The organism is Phytoactinopolyspora alkaliphila (genome assembly GCF_010550695.1).
Classification (GTDB): domain Bacteria; phylum Actinomycetota; class Actinomycetes; order Jiangellales; family Jiangellaceae; genus Phytoactinopolyspora; species Phytoactinopolyspora alkaliphila.
On record NZ_JAAGOB010000011.1, the window covers coordinates 119028 to 135126 of the forward strand.

General features: G+C 67.9%; 16 protein-coding genes. 6 read left to right on the plus strand and 10 right to left on the minus strand.

The window, feature by feature from the left end; all coding sequences use genetic code 11:
- The first annotated feature begins 92 nt into the window (after positions 1-92).
- Both icmA and G1H11_RS19155 read left to right on the plus strand, forming a co-directional pair.
- Complete coding sequence (icmA, locus tag G1H11_RS19150) at positions 93-1802, plus strand: coenzyme B12-dependent isobutyryl-CoA mutase large subunit (protein WP_163820198.1); 1710 nt, start codon at positions 93-95, stop codon at positions 1800-1802.
- A gap of 61 nt (positions 1803-1863) precedes the next feature.
- Entirely contained in the window at positions 1864-2793 is a 930-nt protein-coding gene (locus tag G1H11_RS19155; RefSeq protein ID WP_163820199.1) for a tetratricopeptide repeat protein, read from the plus strand.
- On the opposite strand, the gene G1H11_RS19160 is transcribed toward G1H11_RS19155, so the two are convergent.
- The 6 genes from G1H11_RS19160 to mce form a co-directional block, all read right to left on the minus strand.
- Positions 2785-3294: a MarR family winged helix-turn-helix transcriptional regulator gene (locus G1H11_RS19160; protein ID WP_163820200.1), complete on the minus strand. Its 510-nt coding sequence runs from the start codon at positions 3292-3294 to the stop codon at positions 2785-2787. The genes G1H11_RS19155 and G1H11_RS19160 overlap by 9 nt on opposite strands.
- A 34-nt stretch (positions 3295-3328) precedes the next feature.
- Complete coding sequence (locus G1H11_RS19165) at positions 3329-4012, minus strand: PH domain-containing protein (protein ID WP_163820201.1); 684 nt, start codon at positions 4010-4012, stop codon at positions 3329-3331.
- Positions 4013-4020: 8 nt separating this feature from the next.
- On the minus strand, positions 4021-4173 hold the full coding sequence (locus G1H11_RS19170; RefSeq protein ID WP_163820202.1) for a hypothetical protein: 153 nt from the start codon (positions 4171-4173) through the stop codon (positions 4021-4023).
- Positions 4174-4329: 156 nt separating this feature from the next.
- A complete protein-coding gene (meaB, locus tag G1H11_RS19175; protein WP_163820267.1) occupies positions 4330-5259 on the minus strand; it encodes a methylmalonyl Co-A mutase-associated GTPase MeaB in 930 nt (309 codons plus the stop codon).
- Positions 5260-5300: 41 nt separating this feature from the next.
- Positions 5301-6479 carry an acetyl-CoA C-acetyltransferase gene (locus G1H11_RS19180; protein WP_163820203.1) on the minus strand — a complete coding sequence of 393 codons (1179 nt, stop codon included), beginning with the start codon at positions 6477-6479 and terminating at the stop codon, positions 5301-5303.
- Between the two features lie 42 nt (positions 6480-6521).
- Positions 6522-6938, minus strand: a complete 417-nt coding sequence (mce, locus tag G1H11_RS19185; protein WP_163820268.1) for a methylmalonyl-CoA epimerase — start codon at positions 6936-6938, stop codon at positions 6522-6524.
- A gap of 262 nt (positions 6939-7200) precedes the next feature.
- Here mce and G1H11_RS19190 point away from each other — a divergent pair, with 262 nt between their 5' ends.
- Complete coding sequence (locus G1H11_RS19190) at positions 7201-8508, plus strand: cellulose-binding protein (RefSeq protein ID WP_163820204.1); 1308 nt, start codon at positions 7201-7203, stop codon at positions 8506-8508.
- Positions 8509-8539: 31 nt separating this feature from the next.
- On the opposite strand, the gene G1H11_RS19195 is transcribed toward G1H11_RS19190, so the two are convergent.
- Positions 8540-8791 carry a hypothetical protein gene (locus G1H11_RS19195; RefSeq protein WP_163820205.1) on the minus strand — a complete coding sequence of 84 codons (252 nt, stop codon included), beginning with the start codon at positions 8789-8791 and terminating at the stop codon, positions 8540-8542.
- Here G1H11_RS19195 and G1H11_RS19200 point away from each other — a divergent pair, their 5' ends adjacent.
- Together G1H11_RS19200 and G1H11_RS19205 are read left to right on the plus strand one after the other, a co-directional pair.
- Complete coding sequence (locus tag G1H11_RS19200) at positions 8792-10906, plus strand: MMPL family transporter (RefSeq protein ID WP_163820206.1); 2115 nt, start codon at positions 8792-8794, stop codon at positions 10904-10906.
- 34 nt (positions 10907-10940) lie between these two features.
- The gene (locus tag G1H11_RS19205; protein WP_163820207.1) at positions 10941-11711 is read left to right on the plus strand and encodes an SDR family NAD(P)-dependent oxidoreductase; all 771 of its coding nucleotides are present in this window, start codon (positions 10941-10943) and stop codon (positions 11709-11711) included.
- Between the two features lies 1 nt (position 11712).
- Here the strand turns inward: G1H11_RS19205 and G1H11_RS26625 are convergent, their stop codons facing one another.
- From G1H11_RS26625 to G1H11_RS19220, 3 genes are read right to left on the minus strand one after another with little or no spacing between them, the layout of a single operon-like run.
- Positions 11713-13374 carry an acyltransferase gene (locus tag G1H11_RS26625; protein ID WP_163820208.1) on the minus strand — a complete coding sequence of 554 codons (1662 nt, stop codon included), beginning with the start codon at positions 13372-13374 and terminating at the stop codon, positions 11713-11715.
- 24 nt (positions 13375-13398) lie between these two features.
- Positions 13399-13890: a DnaJ family domain-containing protein gene (locus tag G1H11_RS19215; RefSeq protein WP_163820209.1), complete on the minus strand. Its 492-nt coding sequence runs from the start codon at positions 13888-13890 to the stop codon at positions 13399-13401.
- Between the two features lie 7 nt (positions 13891-13897).
- Positions 13898-14146: a hypothetical protein gene (locus G1H11_RS19220; protein WP_163820210.1), complete on the minus strand. Its 249-nt coding sequence runs from the start codon at positions 14144-14146 to the stop codon at positions 13898-13900.
- Between the two features lie 370 nt (positions 14147-14516).
- Between G1H11_RS19220 and G1H11_RS19225 the strand changes: the two genes are divergently transcribed.
- Positions 14517-16091: an MFS transporter gene (locus G1H11_RS19225; RefSeq protein ID WP_163820211.1), complete on the plus strand. Its 1575-nt coding sequence runs from the start codon at positions 14517-14519 to the stop codon at positions 16089-16091.
- Positions 16092-16099 lie beyond the last annotated feature (8 nt).

Sequence of the window (16099 nt, forward strand, 5' to 3'; positions counted from 1 at the left end):
GAGGGACGGGCAGTCTCGCTAGAATGGCAGGATAGTTGGACGTCCTAGTATTTAGGCCGGCCTGTCGACGGCGATCCGGTCCGGAGGTCATGGTGAACGCAGAAGAGATCGAAGCGGGCCGACGACGCTGGAAGGAACGGCTACGAGCAGCGGCCGACGCCGGGCGGGTGCGCGACGCCGATTTCACGACGCTCTCCGGGATGGAGGTCGACCCGGTCTACGGCCCTCCGCCCGGTACCGATGATCCCCGCTTCGAGCGGATCGGCTGGCCCGGCGAGTTCCCCTTCACCCGGGGCCTGCACACCACCGGCTACCGCGGGCGCTCCTGGACCATCCGCCAGTTCGCCGGCTTCGGCAACGCGCACCAGACGAACGAGCGTTACAAGATGATCCTGCGCTCCGGCGGAGGAGGCCTGTCCGTCGCCTTCGACATGCCCACCCTGATGGGCCGTGACTCCGACGACACCCGCAGCCTCGGCGAAGTCGGGCATTGCGGCGTCGCGATCGACTCCGCGGCCGACATGGACACCCTGTTCGACGGCATCCCCCTGGATCAGGTCACCACCTCGATGACGATCAGCGGCCCCGCGGTGCCGATCTTCTGCATGTACGTCGTCGCGGCCGAACGGCAGGGCGTCGACCCGGCGGTGCTGAACGGCACTCTGCAGACGGACATCTTCAAGGAGTACATCGCCCAGAAGGAATGGCTCTTCCCGCCCGAGCCCCATCTCCGGCTCATCGGCGACCTGATGCAGTACTGCGTCTCGGACGTGCCCGCCTACAAACCGCTGTCCGTCTCCGGCTATCACATCCGCGAGGCGGGCTCGACAGCCGCACAGGAACTGGCGTTCACGCTGGCCGACGGGTTCGGCTATGTGGAACTCGGCCGCGCCCGCGGCCTGGACGTCAACGTTTTCACACCCGGCTTGTCGTTCTTCTTCGACGCGCACATCGACTTCTTCGAAGAGATAGCCAAGTTCCGCGCCGCCCGGCGGATCTGGGCTCGCTGGATGCGCGACGAGTACGGCGCCACCAGCGAGAAGGCACAGTGGCTGCGTTTCCACACGCAGACCGCAGGTGTCTCGCTCACCGGTCAGCAGCCCTACAACAATGTCGTCCGGACTGCCGTGGAGGCGCTCGCGGCGGTCCTCGGCGGGACCAACTCGTTGCACACCAACGCCCTGGACGAGGTCCTGGCACTGCCCAGCGAACATGCCGCTGAGATCGCCCTGCGCACCCAGCAGGTGCTGAACGAGGAGACCGGCGTGGCCAACGTCGCCGATCCGCTCGGCGGTTCGTGGTACGTCGAATCGCTGACGGACCGGATCGAGGCCGAGGCAGAGGAGATCTTCGCTCAAATCCGCCGCATGGGTGAGCGTGACACGCGCTGGCAGCGTGAGTACGGCCCGATGACGGCCGGGATTCTGCGCGGCATCGAGGACGGCTGGTTTATGTCGGAGATCGCCGAGGCCGCCTTCGAGTACCAGCGCAAGGTCGAGAAGGGCGAGAAGCGCGTGGTCGGCGTCAACGTCCATCAGGACACGGTCTCGGGCGAGCTGGACATCCTCCGGGTCTCCCACGAGGTGGAGACGGAGCAGCGCCGGCTGCTCGCCGAACGCCGTGCGTCGCGCGACGACGGCGCCGTCCGAGCGGCCCTGTCGCGGCTCGTGGACGTGGCACGCGACACCGAGAACATGATCCCGGCGATGCTGGGCGCGGCCCGCGCGGAGGCCACGCTCGGAGAGATCTGTGATGCCCTCCGCGACGAGTGGGGAACGTACAGCGAGCCCGCCCGTTTCTGACGCGGGATCGAATCCCGCACCCCTGTGGCACCACGAGGACGTCCCGGTGGAGGATAGGACCATGAACTCGAAGAGTTTCAGCCGCCCCGGGGCTGTGGATCTGTCGTCGTTGAAAACCAACCAGCCGGCAGCGGGATCGTCGACCGCCGCCGCGCCGTCTACCGGCGGTGGCGGCTTCGTCGTGGACGTCACCGAGGCGACCTTCCAGGCGGAGGTGCTCAACCGCTCCGCCTCCGTACCGGTCGTCATCGATTTCTGGGCCACCTGGTGTGAGCCGTGCAAGCAGTTGTCGCCGATCCTCGAGCGCCTCGCCGCTGAGTACGCCGGCCGGTTCGTCCTCGCCAAGATCGACGTGGACGCCAATCAGCAGATCGCCGCTTCCGCTCAAGTGCAGAGCATTCCCACGGTGCTCGCGGTCATCCGCGGCCAGGCGGTCCCCCTGTTCCAGGGTGCCATGCCGGAAGCCGACGTTCGCCGGGTGCTTGACGAGCTGCTCCAGGTCGCCGCGCAGAACGGCGTGACCGGACGCGCCGAGCCAGTGGCAGGAGCGCCTGCCGAGGAGACCGCCGAGGAGGAGGCCGACACCCGGTACGACGCCGCCTATGAGGCGCTCAACGCGGGCGACTTCGACGCCGCCGCGGAGGCATACCGGGCCGTCCTGAACGAGTCCCCCGCTGACGCCGACGCGAAGGCCGGTCTGGCGCGGGTGGAGCTCCTGCGGCGTACCAACGGCGTGGACGCGCAATCCGCCCGTGCCGCCGCCCAGGCCGACCCTGCCGATATCGAGGCTCAGCTCGTCGCCGCCGACCTCGATCTCGCCACCGGCCAGGTGGACGCCGGGTTCGACCGCCTGATCGACACCATCCGGCGCTCGGCCGGGAATGACCGGGAGCGGGCCCGCACCAGACTCGTCGAGCTGTTCGAGATCATCGGGCCGGCCGATCCACGCGTGGCGCGAGCACGGGCGGCTCTGGCCAGCGCACTATTCTGAGCGGAAGTCGCCGGCGGCCACCCGGATAGCGCGGAGGAGGTCGAAGACCGCCACCCGTTGCTCGTCGTCGAGCGCGGGCAGGCCGAACTCGGCCTCCATCAGCTCCGAGGTCACCTTCTTCACCGCGTCCCGACCCGAGTCCGTAATGCGGGCAAGCGTTCCGCGGCCGTCACGCGGGTTCGGCTCCCTCGTCACGAACCCGGCGATCTCCAGCCGCTGAATGGTGTTGGTGACGCTGGTGGGGTGGACCATGAGCCGCTCGCCGATCTTGGCCATGGGCAGCGCGCCGGTGCGGCTGAAACTGAGCAGGACAAGCGCCTCGTAGCGGGCGAAGGTCAACCCGTACGGACGGCAGATCCGGTCGTACTCGGCCAGGAGCAACTGCTGGACCCGCATGATGGACGTCGCGGCCGCCATGGCCTCGGACGGGCCGAATCGCTCTCGCCAGATGCTGCCGGCGCGCTCGATCGGGTCGAAGCTCAGGTCCAGGGGTTCCGCCATCGCTGCTCCCTCGTGTGTCGCGGGCGCTGGCGCACTAGCGCCGGCGAGCCGTGACCGGACGGGTCGGTGGGTGGCCCGGACGGCGCGGATTGGGCTTCTTCTTCTCCGGTGGCTTCGGGCCGGCGCCACTCATCTCCCGCCGGCGCTTGTGGATCACCCTCGCGATGTCCTCCGGCCGGGGCACGTACTCGATGTCACGGATTCCCTGCTGCTGCGCCGCGTTCTCCAGCACCAGATGACCGGAGTTGAACGGTCGCAGATACCACGGGCGCATGACGGTGATGTCCAACAGCCGGACGATCTCCATCTCGGCTTCTCGCAGGGAGAACAGCCCCCAGACGCGGAAGACCCGCGAGTCGGTCACCACGAACCTGTCCCGGGCGATGTACAGCGATTTGAAGAACCCGTAACCGATCATGCCGAGCACCACGAGGATGGCGAACCACGCGACGCTGGCCGAGACGAACGGCACCCATCGGATGCCGAGGAACAGGCCGAACGACCCGATCGCCACCGGCACGACGTACAGGATGCCGCTGTGCGTCACCTCGGTGATGATCCGCTCCCCCGACACCAGCTTCCGGGCGACCATACGGTGGCCGAACCATGATTTGGCCCGCCACCAGAAGAGCCGGACGATGCCGTCTTCGGCCACTCGATCGAGCCACCGCACGAAGCGGTCGGTGACACCGTCGAGCATGTCCCGAGGCGTGCGCATGGGCCCGCCTAGAAAAGCTCGGTGAAGAACGTGATGATGGCGTTGAACAGGTCGCCGAACCACGACCCGATGTTGCCGAGGACGTCCGCCATCCCCTCCGGCTCGGAGAGCAGGAAGTACACCAAGAAAGCGATCAACAAGATGATCAGCGCCTTCTTCATCGCCGCCCTCCTCTCTTCCGGTCTGTCATGGTCACCACGTCCCGACGTGTCTTGGAGTCACAAGACCGCCATTGTGGATTTGTACCTCAAGTGCCATGCGTTTGTCCGTCCGCCACGCCGATCATGACCCCACGTCTCGAACATCTTCTACGTCGATCATGACACAGCATCCACGATCTGTTCAGCAGCAGCGTACGGATCGAGGTCTCCGAGGAGGACCTTTCCCGCCAGTGTGTCGAGCCGATCGTCGCCGTGTACGCCGGCGAATCGCCGCCGAAGTGTCGCCAGCGCGACCGCTTCGATCTCGTCCCGGATCCGTCTCGTGCGGCGGCGTTCCAGCTCGCCACTCTCCACCAGCCACGCCCGATGCTTCTCGATCGCTTCCATCATCTCCGCGATCCCCTCACCGCGCGAGGCCACGGTCGCCACGATCGGCTCCCGCCAGTCGCCAGGACCGCGCTCTGCCATCCGGGTCATCGATTTGAGGTCGCGTACCACGTGATCGGCACCGTCGTGGTCGGCCTTGTTGACGCCGAAGATGTCGCCCACCTCGAGGATTCCGGCTTTTGCGGCTTGGATGCCGTCGCCCATGCCCGGCGCGAGCAGCACGATGGTGGTGTCGGCCAGCGCGGCGACCTCGACCTCCGATTGGCCGACGCCGACCGTCTCGATGATGACGACGTCGCAGCCCGCCGCGTCCAGGACCCGGACCGCCTGCGGGGTCGCGGCGGACAGCCCGCCGAGGTGTCCTCTCGTGGCCATCGAGCGAATGTAGACCTCGGGGTCGGAGGCGTGCTCCTGCATCCGGATCCTGTCCCCCAGCAGGGCGCCCCCGGTGAACGGCGACGAGGGATCCACGGCCAGCACGCCCACGCGGTGACCCTGCCCGCGTAGCGCGGAGATGAGCGCAGAGGTGACGGTGGACTTGCCGACTCCGGGCGAGCCCGTAATGCCGAGCACGGTCGCCGCGCCGGCGTGCGACACAAGCAACGCCATGACCTCGCGTAGTCGCGGCGAGTTGTTCTCCACCAGGGTGATCAGCCTGGCCACGGCTCGTGGATCACCTTCGCGTGCCCGCCTGACCATAGATTCCAAGGAGCCGGACTCCGCCCCCGCGGTCTTCACCGTCACGGCACCCTCAGTACCAGGGCGTCGCCCTGCCCGCCGCCGCCGCACAGCGCAGCCGCACCCAGGCCACCGCCGCGGCGGCGCAACTCAAGGGCGAGGTGCAGCACGAGCCGTGCGCCTGACATCCCGATCGGGTGCCCCAGGGCGATCGCGCCGCCGTTGACGTTCACGATCTCCGGTGAGATGTCCAGTTCCCGGGTGGAGGCGATGCCGACGGCGGCGAACGCCTCGTTGATCTCGACCAGAGAGAGGTCGGCCGGGGTCACCCCTTCTCTCGCGCACGCCGCCAGGATGGCGGCGGCGGGCTGGCTCTGCAGGGTAGAGTCCGGACCTGCGACGACGCCGTGCGCCCCGATCGAGGCCAGTGGCTCCAGGCCGAGCTCGGCAGCCTTGGCCTCGCTCATGACCACCACGGCGCATGCGCCGTCGGAGAGCTGCGACGACGAGCCGGCCGTGATGGTGCCTTCGGCGTGGAACGCGGGACGCAGCCGGGCCAGGGAGTCGGCCGTGGTGTCGGCGCGGATGCCCTCGTCGTGCATGAACTCCACGGGGTCGCCTTTGCGTTGCGGTATCTCCACAGGGAAAGCCTCGTCGGCGAACCGGCCGTCTTTCCACGCCTGCGCCGCTCGCTGGTGCGACCGGGCCGCGAACTCGTCTTGCTCTTCCCTGGTCAGCTTGATTCCGGCGGTGTTACGGGCTTCCGTCAGCGCGCCCATGGCCTGGTCGGTGAAGACGTCCCACAAGCCGTCGACGGAGACGTGGTCCAGCACGGCGGCGTCACCGTACTTGAACCCCTGTCGGGCGCCGGGCAGCAGGTGCGGCGCACCGCTCATCGACTCCATACCGCCGGCGACGATGATGTCGAACTCCCCCGCCCGGACCAGCTGGTCGGCGAGAGCGATCGCGTCGATGCCGGACAAGCAGACCTTGTTCACGTTCAGCGCGGGCACGGTCATCGGCAGCCCGGCGTTGACGGCGGCCTGCCGGGCCGGCATCTGCCCGCAGCCCGCGGTGAGCACCTGCCCCATGATCACGTACTCGACCGCATCCGGCTCCACACCGGACCTGGCCAAGGCGTTCTTGATGGCCATTCCGCCCAGGTCTGTCGCCGAGAACCCGGAGAGAGAACCGAGGAGCTTACCGATGGGCGTCCGCGCGCCCCCTACGATGACCGCCATGCGATCAGCGTAACGCGAGCGCGAACGGAAGCCACGCGCACGTCAGGACGGCTGGACCAACTCGACGAGGACGCCTCCGGCATCCTTGGGGTGGATGAAGTTGACCAGAGAACCGCCGGTTCCGCGGCGCGGCTCGTCGTACAGCAGCCGCATGCCCCGGTCCCGCAACGTGTCCGCAACCGCGACGACGTCCTCGACGCGGTAGGCGAGCTGCTGGATGCCCGGACCGGACCGGTCCAGGAACTTCGCGATCGGCGAGTCCGGCCGCAGCGGGGCGAGCAACTGGATCATGGGGCCGTCGTCGTCGCCGGTCCCTACCCGAAGCATCGCCTCGCGCACGCCCTGCTGCTCGTTCTCCTCGACGTGCACGGCCTCCATCTCGAAGTTCTCCCGGTACCAGGCGAGCGCTTCGTCCAAATTGTGAACAGCGATGCCGACATGATCGACGGTCGAGAACATGGCCACGATCGACCTCCCTATGAGCACCAATTATTTACATAAGTGCCTCGGCAGGGGTGGTGGGCACCGTAGCTCGACCACTACGGTAGGCGAGTACTGTTGCCCTGGGCGGCGAGGCGACAAGCGACGGGGGCTCCCGGGTAGCAGCTCTAAGGAGATCAAGAATACGTCGATCATCCACTATTTTGATCTGCGGAGCTGATCACTTCAGGACCGAGAAACGTGTGACTCCGGCGGAGCCGCACGCCCGACGAGGGAGACCATGAGCGAGGTACAGGAAGCAACCATCAACGAGACCGGATCGGACGGCCTGTCGATCTTCGACAGCTCGCCCACCGGTGGGTTCACCATAGCGATGCGTGGCTACGACCGCATCCAGGTCGAACAGCATGTCCGGCAGATCGAGGCGACGCTGACGCAGGTACGCGGTCGTGCGTCGGATCTCGACAAGCAGGTTGTGCGGTTGCGCCAGGAGCTGGCCGAGGCCACCACCGAGTTGCGCGAGGTGGAGCGGCCCTCCTACTCGGGACTCGGCGCACGAATCGAGCAGCTGCTCAGGCTGGCCGAGGAACAGGCGAGTGAGCTCGTCGCCCAGGCCGACACCGAGGCCTCGGAGATGCGCGCCGAGGCACAGGCCGAGGCGAGCGAGATGCGCGCCGCGGCCGAGAGCGACGCCTCGGAGCTCCGGGTGAATGCCCGGCGTACAGCCGAGGAGCTCGTCGACGACGCTCGCGTCGAGGCGGAAGAGCTGCGTTCCAGCGCCACGCGCGAGGCCGAGGACCTGGTCGAGAGCGCCAAGCGCGAGGCAGCGAAGATCCGTTCCGCCGTGGAGCACGAGGCGAGCGAGCGCAAGGCCAACGCCGAGCGCGAGCTCAACCGGGTTCGTGCGGCCGGTGAGCGCGAGGTCGCCGAGCTGCGCGCCAACGCCAAGCGTGAAGCCGAAGAGCTGCGGGCCAACACCAAGCGAGACGTCGAAGAGCTGCGCAAGTCGACCCAGAAAGAGGTCGAGGAAATGCGCGCGGAGGCGCAGAGCCGTCTCGACGAGGCCAGGGCCCGTGCCGACAAGGAGCTCACCGACCTCGAGCTCACCCTGGTCGCCAAGCGCGAACAGCTCGAGCGGGAGATCAGCGAGCGGCATGAGACGGCCGTCGCCGAGACGCAGAAGCTGGTCGCCGACGCGGAACACCGTGCCGGGGACGCCGAGGAACGCGCGCGTTCGGCTCAGGAACGCGCCGAGAAGGTCCGTCGCGACGCGGACGAGCAGGCCAAGGCTCTGCTCGCCAGTGCGCGCCGCAACGCGGACAACCTGATCGCCGACGCCAAGCACCAGGCGGAGAAGCTGCTGTCCGAAGCCAAGGCCGAGGCACACCAGAGTGTGTCGGCGGCCAAGCGCGAGGTCGCGGAGCTGACCCGTCAGCGTGACGGCATTAGCTCGCACCTCAACCAGCTGCGCAGCCTTCTCGGCGGCGTGGGTGGAGCACCGGGCCTCGAAGCGGCTCCGCCAGCGGTCGGATCGGGATCCAAGGACGACGACGTGGTCGACGCCGAAGTGGTGGACGACGACAAGTGAGGTAAACGCGGACTCGTCCGGCAGTGAGCGTTCAGCGCCGCCGGCGGTCCCGGGCTTTCCAGCATCCGCTGTGCCAGTGCCGGCGTTCGTCGATTCCGGCGCCGGTGAACGACGTGCTCTCGGCCGGCCATGCCACCACGTGTGGTGTGGCCGGCCGGATCAGTTGGTCACACCCTGGGCATCGGTAGGGCTTCGTCGATGAGCTTCCGGTGATGCGCCGCACCACCCATTCACCGTCCGGCCACGTCTCGATCGTCTCGTGCACCCCGATATCGTCTCTCATGTGTTCGATCGCTGGGGCGCCGTCGTCGTCCGACATCGCTGGAAAACTCTGATCACAGCCGTTCTCGTCGCCCTGATCGGCGGCGGATACGGGGTGAGCGTCTTCGATTCCATGGCCCAGGGAGGGTATGAGGACCCGGGGAGCGAGGCGGTCCAGGCGCTGCGCGTCATGCAATCCGACCCCCAGCTCGCCACCGCCGACGTCGTCGCCGTGTACACCGCGCCGGACGGACAGCGGGCCGACTCTCCACAGTTCGCCGAGACGGTCACCGCGGCGCTGTCCGAGCTACCGGACAGCGCGGTCACCAGCGTGGCGACCTACTGGCAGAGCGAGGCGCCCTTCCTGATCAGTACGGACGGCCGCAGCGCGCTGGCGCTCGTGACGCTGGCCGGGGCGGACTCCGGCGACAAGCAGGAGACGTTCGCCGAGGTCCAGTCCTCCTTGGACATCGCCGGCGTGGAAACGACGCTCACCGGTTCCGCTCCGATGGAGGCGGCCATCTCGGAGCAGACCAAGCAGGACCTGTTCTTCGCCGAGGGAATCGCGCTGCCGGTGGTCATGGTGCTGCTCGTCGTGATCTTCGGCGGGGTGCTCGCCGCATCCCTCCCCGTTCTGATCGGAGCCTTGACCGTCCCCACGGCACTCGGCGTCCTGCGGCTGATCGGCGAGACGACGACGGTGAACGAGTTCGCCGTCAACGTGGCAGGGCTGCTCGGCCTCGGCATGGCCATCGACTACGGGCTGTTCATCGTCAGCAGATTCCGTGAGGAGCGCGATGCCGGCGTCCCGGTCGAGGACGCGGTGCGCAAGGCCGTAGGCACCGCTGGGCGTACCGTGGCGTTCTCCGCCCTGCTGCTCGTCATCGCCCTGTCCACGCTGCTGCTGTTTCCGCAGAACTTCCTGAACTCGCTGGCCTATGGCGGAATGACGGCGGTGACTCTGGCCGCCGTCGTGGCTCTCACCGCGCTGCCGGCGATGCTCGCCCTTACGGGACACCGGATCGACGCCTGGTCCATCACGATCTTCCGCCGCCGCCGAGCAGACCGGGTGGTGTTCTGGTCCAGGCTCGCCGACGGGGTCATGCGCCGCCCGGGCCTGATCGCGGCGCCGATCCTCGCGGTGCTCGTGCTGCTGATCTCGCCGTTCCTCAGCACGACGTTCGGCGCACCGGACGAGCGCGTCCTTCCCGAAGGGGACCCGTCCCGGGTGGCGTTCGAGGACCTGGCGGCGGAGTTCCCGGCCATCGGCGGCGACGGTATCGAGGTCGTCCTGCAGGCACCGGACGGAATCGGCGAGGCGGAACTGGGTGCCTTCGCCGCGCAGATCGACGCCCTTCCCCAGGTGAGTGCAGTGGAGCGCACCAGTCCACCGGAAGCGGCCGTCACCGTCCTGGAGGCGCAGTATCCGGGGCCGGCCACAGGGGACACGGCGCGCGAGGCCCTGGAGCAGATCCGTGCACTGGACCCGCCGGCTGGAGCGGACATGCTGGTCGGCGGGGTCACCGCTGTGAACGCGGACAGCTTGGACGCCATCACCCACCGGCTGCCGCTCATGGTGCTGATCCTCGTCGGCGCCACTCTGATTCTGCTGTTCCTCGCCTTCGGGTCCGTCGTGCTTCCGATCAAGGCCGCGGTGATGGCCGCGGTCAGCCTCTCCGCCACATTCGGAGTCCTCACCTGGATCTTCGTCGACGGCCACGGCGCCGGGCTGCTCAACGTGACGCCGCAGCCCATGGAGATCGGCGTCGTCGTGCTCATGGCGGCGGTGATCTTCGGGCTCTCCACCGACTACGAGGTGTTCCTGCTATCCAGGATCGTCGAGGCGCACGAGCGCGGCGCATCGACGGAGGAGGCGATCCGTACCGGCATGATCCGCTCCGGCCGGGTGATCACGGCTGCCGCACTACTGCTCATCGTGGTCACCGGCGCGTTCGCCCTTTCCGGTATCCAGATGATGCGGTTCATCGGCGTCGGGATGATCTTCGCGCTGGCACTGGACGCAACGGTGATCAGGATGCTGCTGGTGCCGTCGGTTCTCAAGCTCATGGGTGAAGCGAACTGGTGGGCTCCCGGTCCGCTGCGCAAGGTGCAGGAGAGACTGGCGCTGCGGCATTGACCGACATCGACCGGTGATCATGAGGAGGACTGGCATGGAGGACACGGCGTCGTACGTGGTGACCGGGGGTGGCCGGGGCGTGGGCCGCGCCGTCGTGGAGAGGCTGCTGGCGGACGGCCAGCACGTGGCCGTCGTCGAACTCGATCCCGTCGCGTTGCGGTGGGTGAACGACCACCCTGAGGCGGACCGTATCGAGGCGGTGATCGGCGACGCTGCGGACGAACGGGTGATCGCGCACGCGGCGGAACAGGCGCGGGCCCACCGGCCGCTGGCGGGCTGGGTGAACAACGCCGCGGTCTTCCGGGACGTGTCGCTGCATGGCGCGGACATCGCCACCGTGCTCGAGACCATCCGGCTCAACCTGGACGCCGCTGTCGCCGGCTGCGCGGTCGCCGTACGCGAGTTCCTCGGGACGGGAACGCGAGGTTCGATCGTCAACGTCTCCTCGCATCAGGCACAGCGTCCGGTGCCGGGATGCCTGCCGTACGCCACCGCCAAGGCCGCGATCGAAGGTCTGACCCGGGCAGTGGCGGTCGACTACGGCGGACACGGCATCCGCGCCAACGCCGTGGCGCTGGGCACCATCGCCGTGGAGCGCTATGAGAGCGACATCGCCCGGCGTGGCCCGGAGCAGGGAGTGGCGTGGGCACGGGAGACGGAGATGCTGCACGCGCTGGAGCGGGTTGGCCATCCGGACGAGGTCGCCGCCACGATCACGTACCTCCTGTCCGACGCCGCGAGCTTTGTCAGTGGCGCCGTGATCCCCGTCGACGGCGGCCGCTCCGCTCTGGCCCGGGAGCCGTGAGCTACCTGCTAGCCGAATCCGGGCGATGCACGCCTCGTGGTGTGTATCCAAGGGCATCAGCGCAGCCGAGCAGGTCGGCCAGGTACCAGGCGATGGCGAGCCACATCTCGGTGCCCTGGAGCCCCGGCTCACCGTCGAACCCAGCGCCGTCGCGCAGCGTGAAGCTGAATCCGGCGTCTGGCCGCCAGGCGCCGAGAACCCGGTCGAGCTGAGCCCGGGCCCACGTCTGCGCCTCTGCGCGCCGGTACTGCGTTTGCGCTCCGGCGAGCCACAGCGGGTGGATCACGTCCAGCACGTCGCAGGCGGTGCCTTTGTCGTCCCCGAACCAGCGCCCGTCCCGACTATGGGCCAGGACCGTGTCGATCACCGCTTCCGGATGCGGCACCGGTAGGTGGAACTGAGCGAAGGTGCCCCGCGTGAGCCGGTAATATCCGTTGACCATCTGCCGGCGCCCGTCCTCGGCCGTGTACCGGCCCCACATCCCGGTGTCGGGGTGGACGTGTGTGTGCAGCCATCCGATGAGGGTCTCCAGCGCACCACGCCGCCCGAAGTTCTGCTCGTTCCAGTACAGGCCGGTGCCATAACCGTCCACCCAGTCACCGGCGTGCCACGCATTCTGCGCCCACGGCAGCGCTTCCAATGCGCAGATCAGCTCGTCGGGCCGAAGATCGTCGACCACGGAGATGGGATGTTCGAACGACGAGCCGAGCAGCCGTAGCGCATATCCGGCCGAGAGAATGTGATAGCGCAGCCCGTCGCCCAGATCAGGTCCGGCGCCCAGCACCGCGGCCTCGTCGCCGATCTGCGGTACAAGCCCAGTCTGGGGATCCTGCATCGACCGCAGCCGCCGGACTATCTCGTCGCTCGACAGCTGGGGCAGGGACCCGCCGGCCAGCAGGTCCGCGATCTCCACCGCATCGCACATCGCCCGCACGGTCGCCCGTTCACCTGGACGGTCCACGAACCACCCGACGCCGTCGTCCCAGCACCGGGCGAGCACATTGCCTATCTCGGCTCGCGCGCGGTCGGCAAGCGCTTTCAGCCGATCCCGAAGAACGGTGTCGGAGCCGCGTCGCACACGGGTGTCCCGACGGTCACGCAGCTGGCGGGCCGGATTCCCGGCCATGACGGACCACGGCGGCACATCCTTGGTGACCACCGCACCGGCGCCGATCACGCTGTGCTCTCCGATGGTCACCCCGTCCACCACGACGACGTTCGAGCCGATCCATACGTCGTCGCCGACGGTGATGCCTACCGTTGTCGTCGCCTGCTTGAACACGGGCCGGTCCGGCTCCATCGAGTGATTGAAGCCCAGCAGGGAAGAGTGCGCCCCGATCCGCACGCCGGAACCCAGCCGGACGTCTCCGCGGACCACCGCGTAGGCGTTCACGGTGGTGTCGGATCCGAGGTGTACGGTGCCCGTCACGTACGCATACGCCGCGATGTAGGAGTTCTCTCCGACCACGAGATCATCCGGGTAGCATGCGGCCAGCGGCGAGACGAAACCCCGGTCCGAGAATCGCGCCACGCCGCGCGCCACGAACGAGGCCTGGTATTCGAGCTGCTGCCGGCGCTGCTCGTCGTCGGCCTCGGCCCAGAACGCCCAGGCGTTGTAGTCGAGCAGATGCCCGGCCATGGTTCGCGGATCGTGAACTCTCATGGATCACAGACTGTAGACGAGGCGCTACCGCTTGCGTCGCCACCATCTCAGGCGGCGGGACGGTGGCGCAGGCTCGGGCAGTGGGTCCGCAGGCGGCTGGGCCGGAGGAGCAGGGCGCTGCGCCCGCCATTGTTCGACCACATCGTCGGCGTCCACCCGTCCCACCGGAATCTGGGGGCCGGATGACGGCGTGCGCACGTACTCCGCGATCCGCTCGTTCAGCTCCGCGACCACGTCCCTCACGTCCTGCTCAGACCTCAGATCTCGCACCGTCTCGGCCAGCCGGTCGATCTCCTTGCGCAACAGGATCGGCGTGGGCAGCACCGCCTCGGTGGACAGTCCCTCACGCTCAAGCTTGTCTTTGATCCACCACATCTCACCGTGGGGCTTGCCGAGATTCTCCAGAGGCTTGCCCGCGCCGGGCAGATCGTCGAACTCGCCGCGTTCCTGCGCCTCCCGGATCTGCCGATCGATCCAGGACTCGTAGCTCATGCCCGCCGGCTTGCGTTCCGTCATACCGTGATCACCCGCGTTCAGGGTGGTCGCATTCACCATTGCTGTTGTCGGTGCCGCACAAGACGAAGTCGAAGTCCCACACGAGTTCGTCTTCCCGCCCGCTCTCCGTCTGATAACCGATCACGATGTTGGTTCCCGTGGCTGTATCGTCGGTGGGCTTCGACACCTCGATACCGAGAACGGCATGCGGGATGTCTGCGTCCGGCTCGTCCTTCTCCGACGAGCATACGATCTCGACGTGCGACTCACCCGCCACGAACCCGTGCTCCGCGAGGTGATAACCGTCGCTCTCGGCACGTCCGCCTTTCGTTCATACATCGACATCCCGAACCACGGCGGGTCTTCACCATGACCTGGCACGACCAACGTGGGCTCGCGCATGCCCGCGCAGCCGGCCACGAGTGCAAACGCAGCAAGGGCGGCGACGCGGACATACGCGCATTTCAGATGAGGACTCATGTGATTTTCGTGTGAGCGGACGAGACACGTGATCTGTCGGCAGAGTACAGCGTGCCCCCACAGCCGATGTCCTTTCGATGGTCGCCTTCTCGGCTGTAAGCCTGTTGTCAGTGCGCTGTAAGGGCCGCGCGCGACAGTGTCATGGACGCCAACCGCAAAGGGGCCACATGACCATGACGACGCCGTCTGGACGACGCGCCGGGCCACGACAGTGGATCGGGCTCGCCGTGCTGGCCCTGCCGACCATCCTGATCGCGCTTGACCTGACCGTCCTGTACATGGCGCTCCCCCACCTGGGAGCGGATCTGGGCGCGAGCAACACCCAGATGCTGTGGATCACCGACATCTACGGCTTCATGGTCGCCGGGCTTCTCATCACCATGGGGACCCTCGGCGACCGGATCGGCCGGCGCAGGCTGCTCTTGATCGGAGCGGTCGCGTTCGGCGCCGCGTCGGTGCTCGCCGCCTACTCCACCAGCGCCGAGATGCTGACCGCGACCCGTGCCCTGCTCGGCGTCGCAGGAGCGACGTTGATGCCGTCCACGCTGTCACTGATCGGGACCATGTTCACCGAGCCCAAGCAGCGCGGCCTGGCCATCGGCATCTGGGGCATGTCCTTCTCGCTGGGCACCGCGATCGGCCCCGCTGTGGGCGGGGCCCTGCTGGAGAACTTCTGGTGGGGATCGGTCTTCCTGCTGGGCGTTCCGGTCATGGTGATCCTGATGGTCACCGGGCCGGTGTTGCTGCCCGAGTACCGCGATCCGCAAGCGGGCCGGCTGGATCTCATCAGCGTCGTGCTGTCTCTGGGTGCCATCCTGCCCGCCGTGTACGGGATCAAGGAGATCGCCAAGCACCAGGCGGTCGCCGCCGTGCCGGCCGTGACCCTCGGCGTCGGGATCGTCGTGGGCTGGCTGTTCGCCCGACGGCAGAACAGGCTCGCCGATCCCCTTCTCGACCTCCGGATGTTCCGGGACCGGCCGTTCTCCGGTGCGGTGGCGGGCCTGTTGATGGCGGCGATCACGCTGTCCGCCGTCATGCTCTTCTTCACCCAGTACCTGCAGCTGGTCGAGGGCATGTCGCCGCTGCGGGCAGGGGTGTGGTTCCTTCCGATGGCTGGCGCGTTCATTGCCAGCTCGGTCGCGGCTCCGTTGCTGGCCCGAAGGCTGCGTCCGGCCTATGTGATCACCGCAGGGCTGGCGGTCGCCGTCGCCGGTCTCGTCATGCTGACCCAGCTGCACGCGCAGTCCGGTGTCGCACTTCTGGTGGCAGGTGTCACGGTCTTCGCCTTCGGCATCGTGCCGCTCCTGGCCCTCGGAACCGACATGGTGGTCAGCTCGGCTCCGCCGGAGAAGACCGGGTCGGCTGCCGCGACGGCGGAGACGGGCAGCGAGTTCGGTATGGCCATGGGGATCGCCAGCCTGGGGACAGTCGGCACGGCGGTCTACAGCAGTCAGATCGCCGACACGATCCCGGCCGGCGTTCCAGAGCCCGCCGCGGACGTCGCCCGAGACAGCTTCGCCAATGCCTTCGCGGTGGCAGACGAGCTGCCCACGGCGCTCGGAGCCGAGCTCATCGACGCGGCCCGAGCGTCGTTCACCACCGGGTTCAACGTCGTCGCCGCCAGCAGCGCCGTGCTGCTGGCCGTCATCGCCGTACTTGTCGTGGCGGTCCTCCGCCATGTGCGTCCGCTCGGGCGCGAACCAGAAACAGCCGAGATCCGTACCGGTAACCCGCACCAATGAGAGGAACA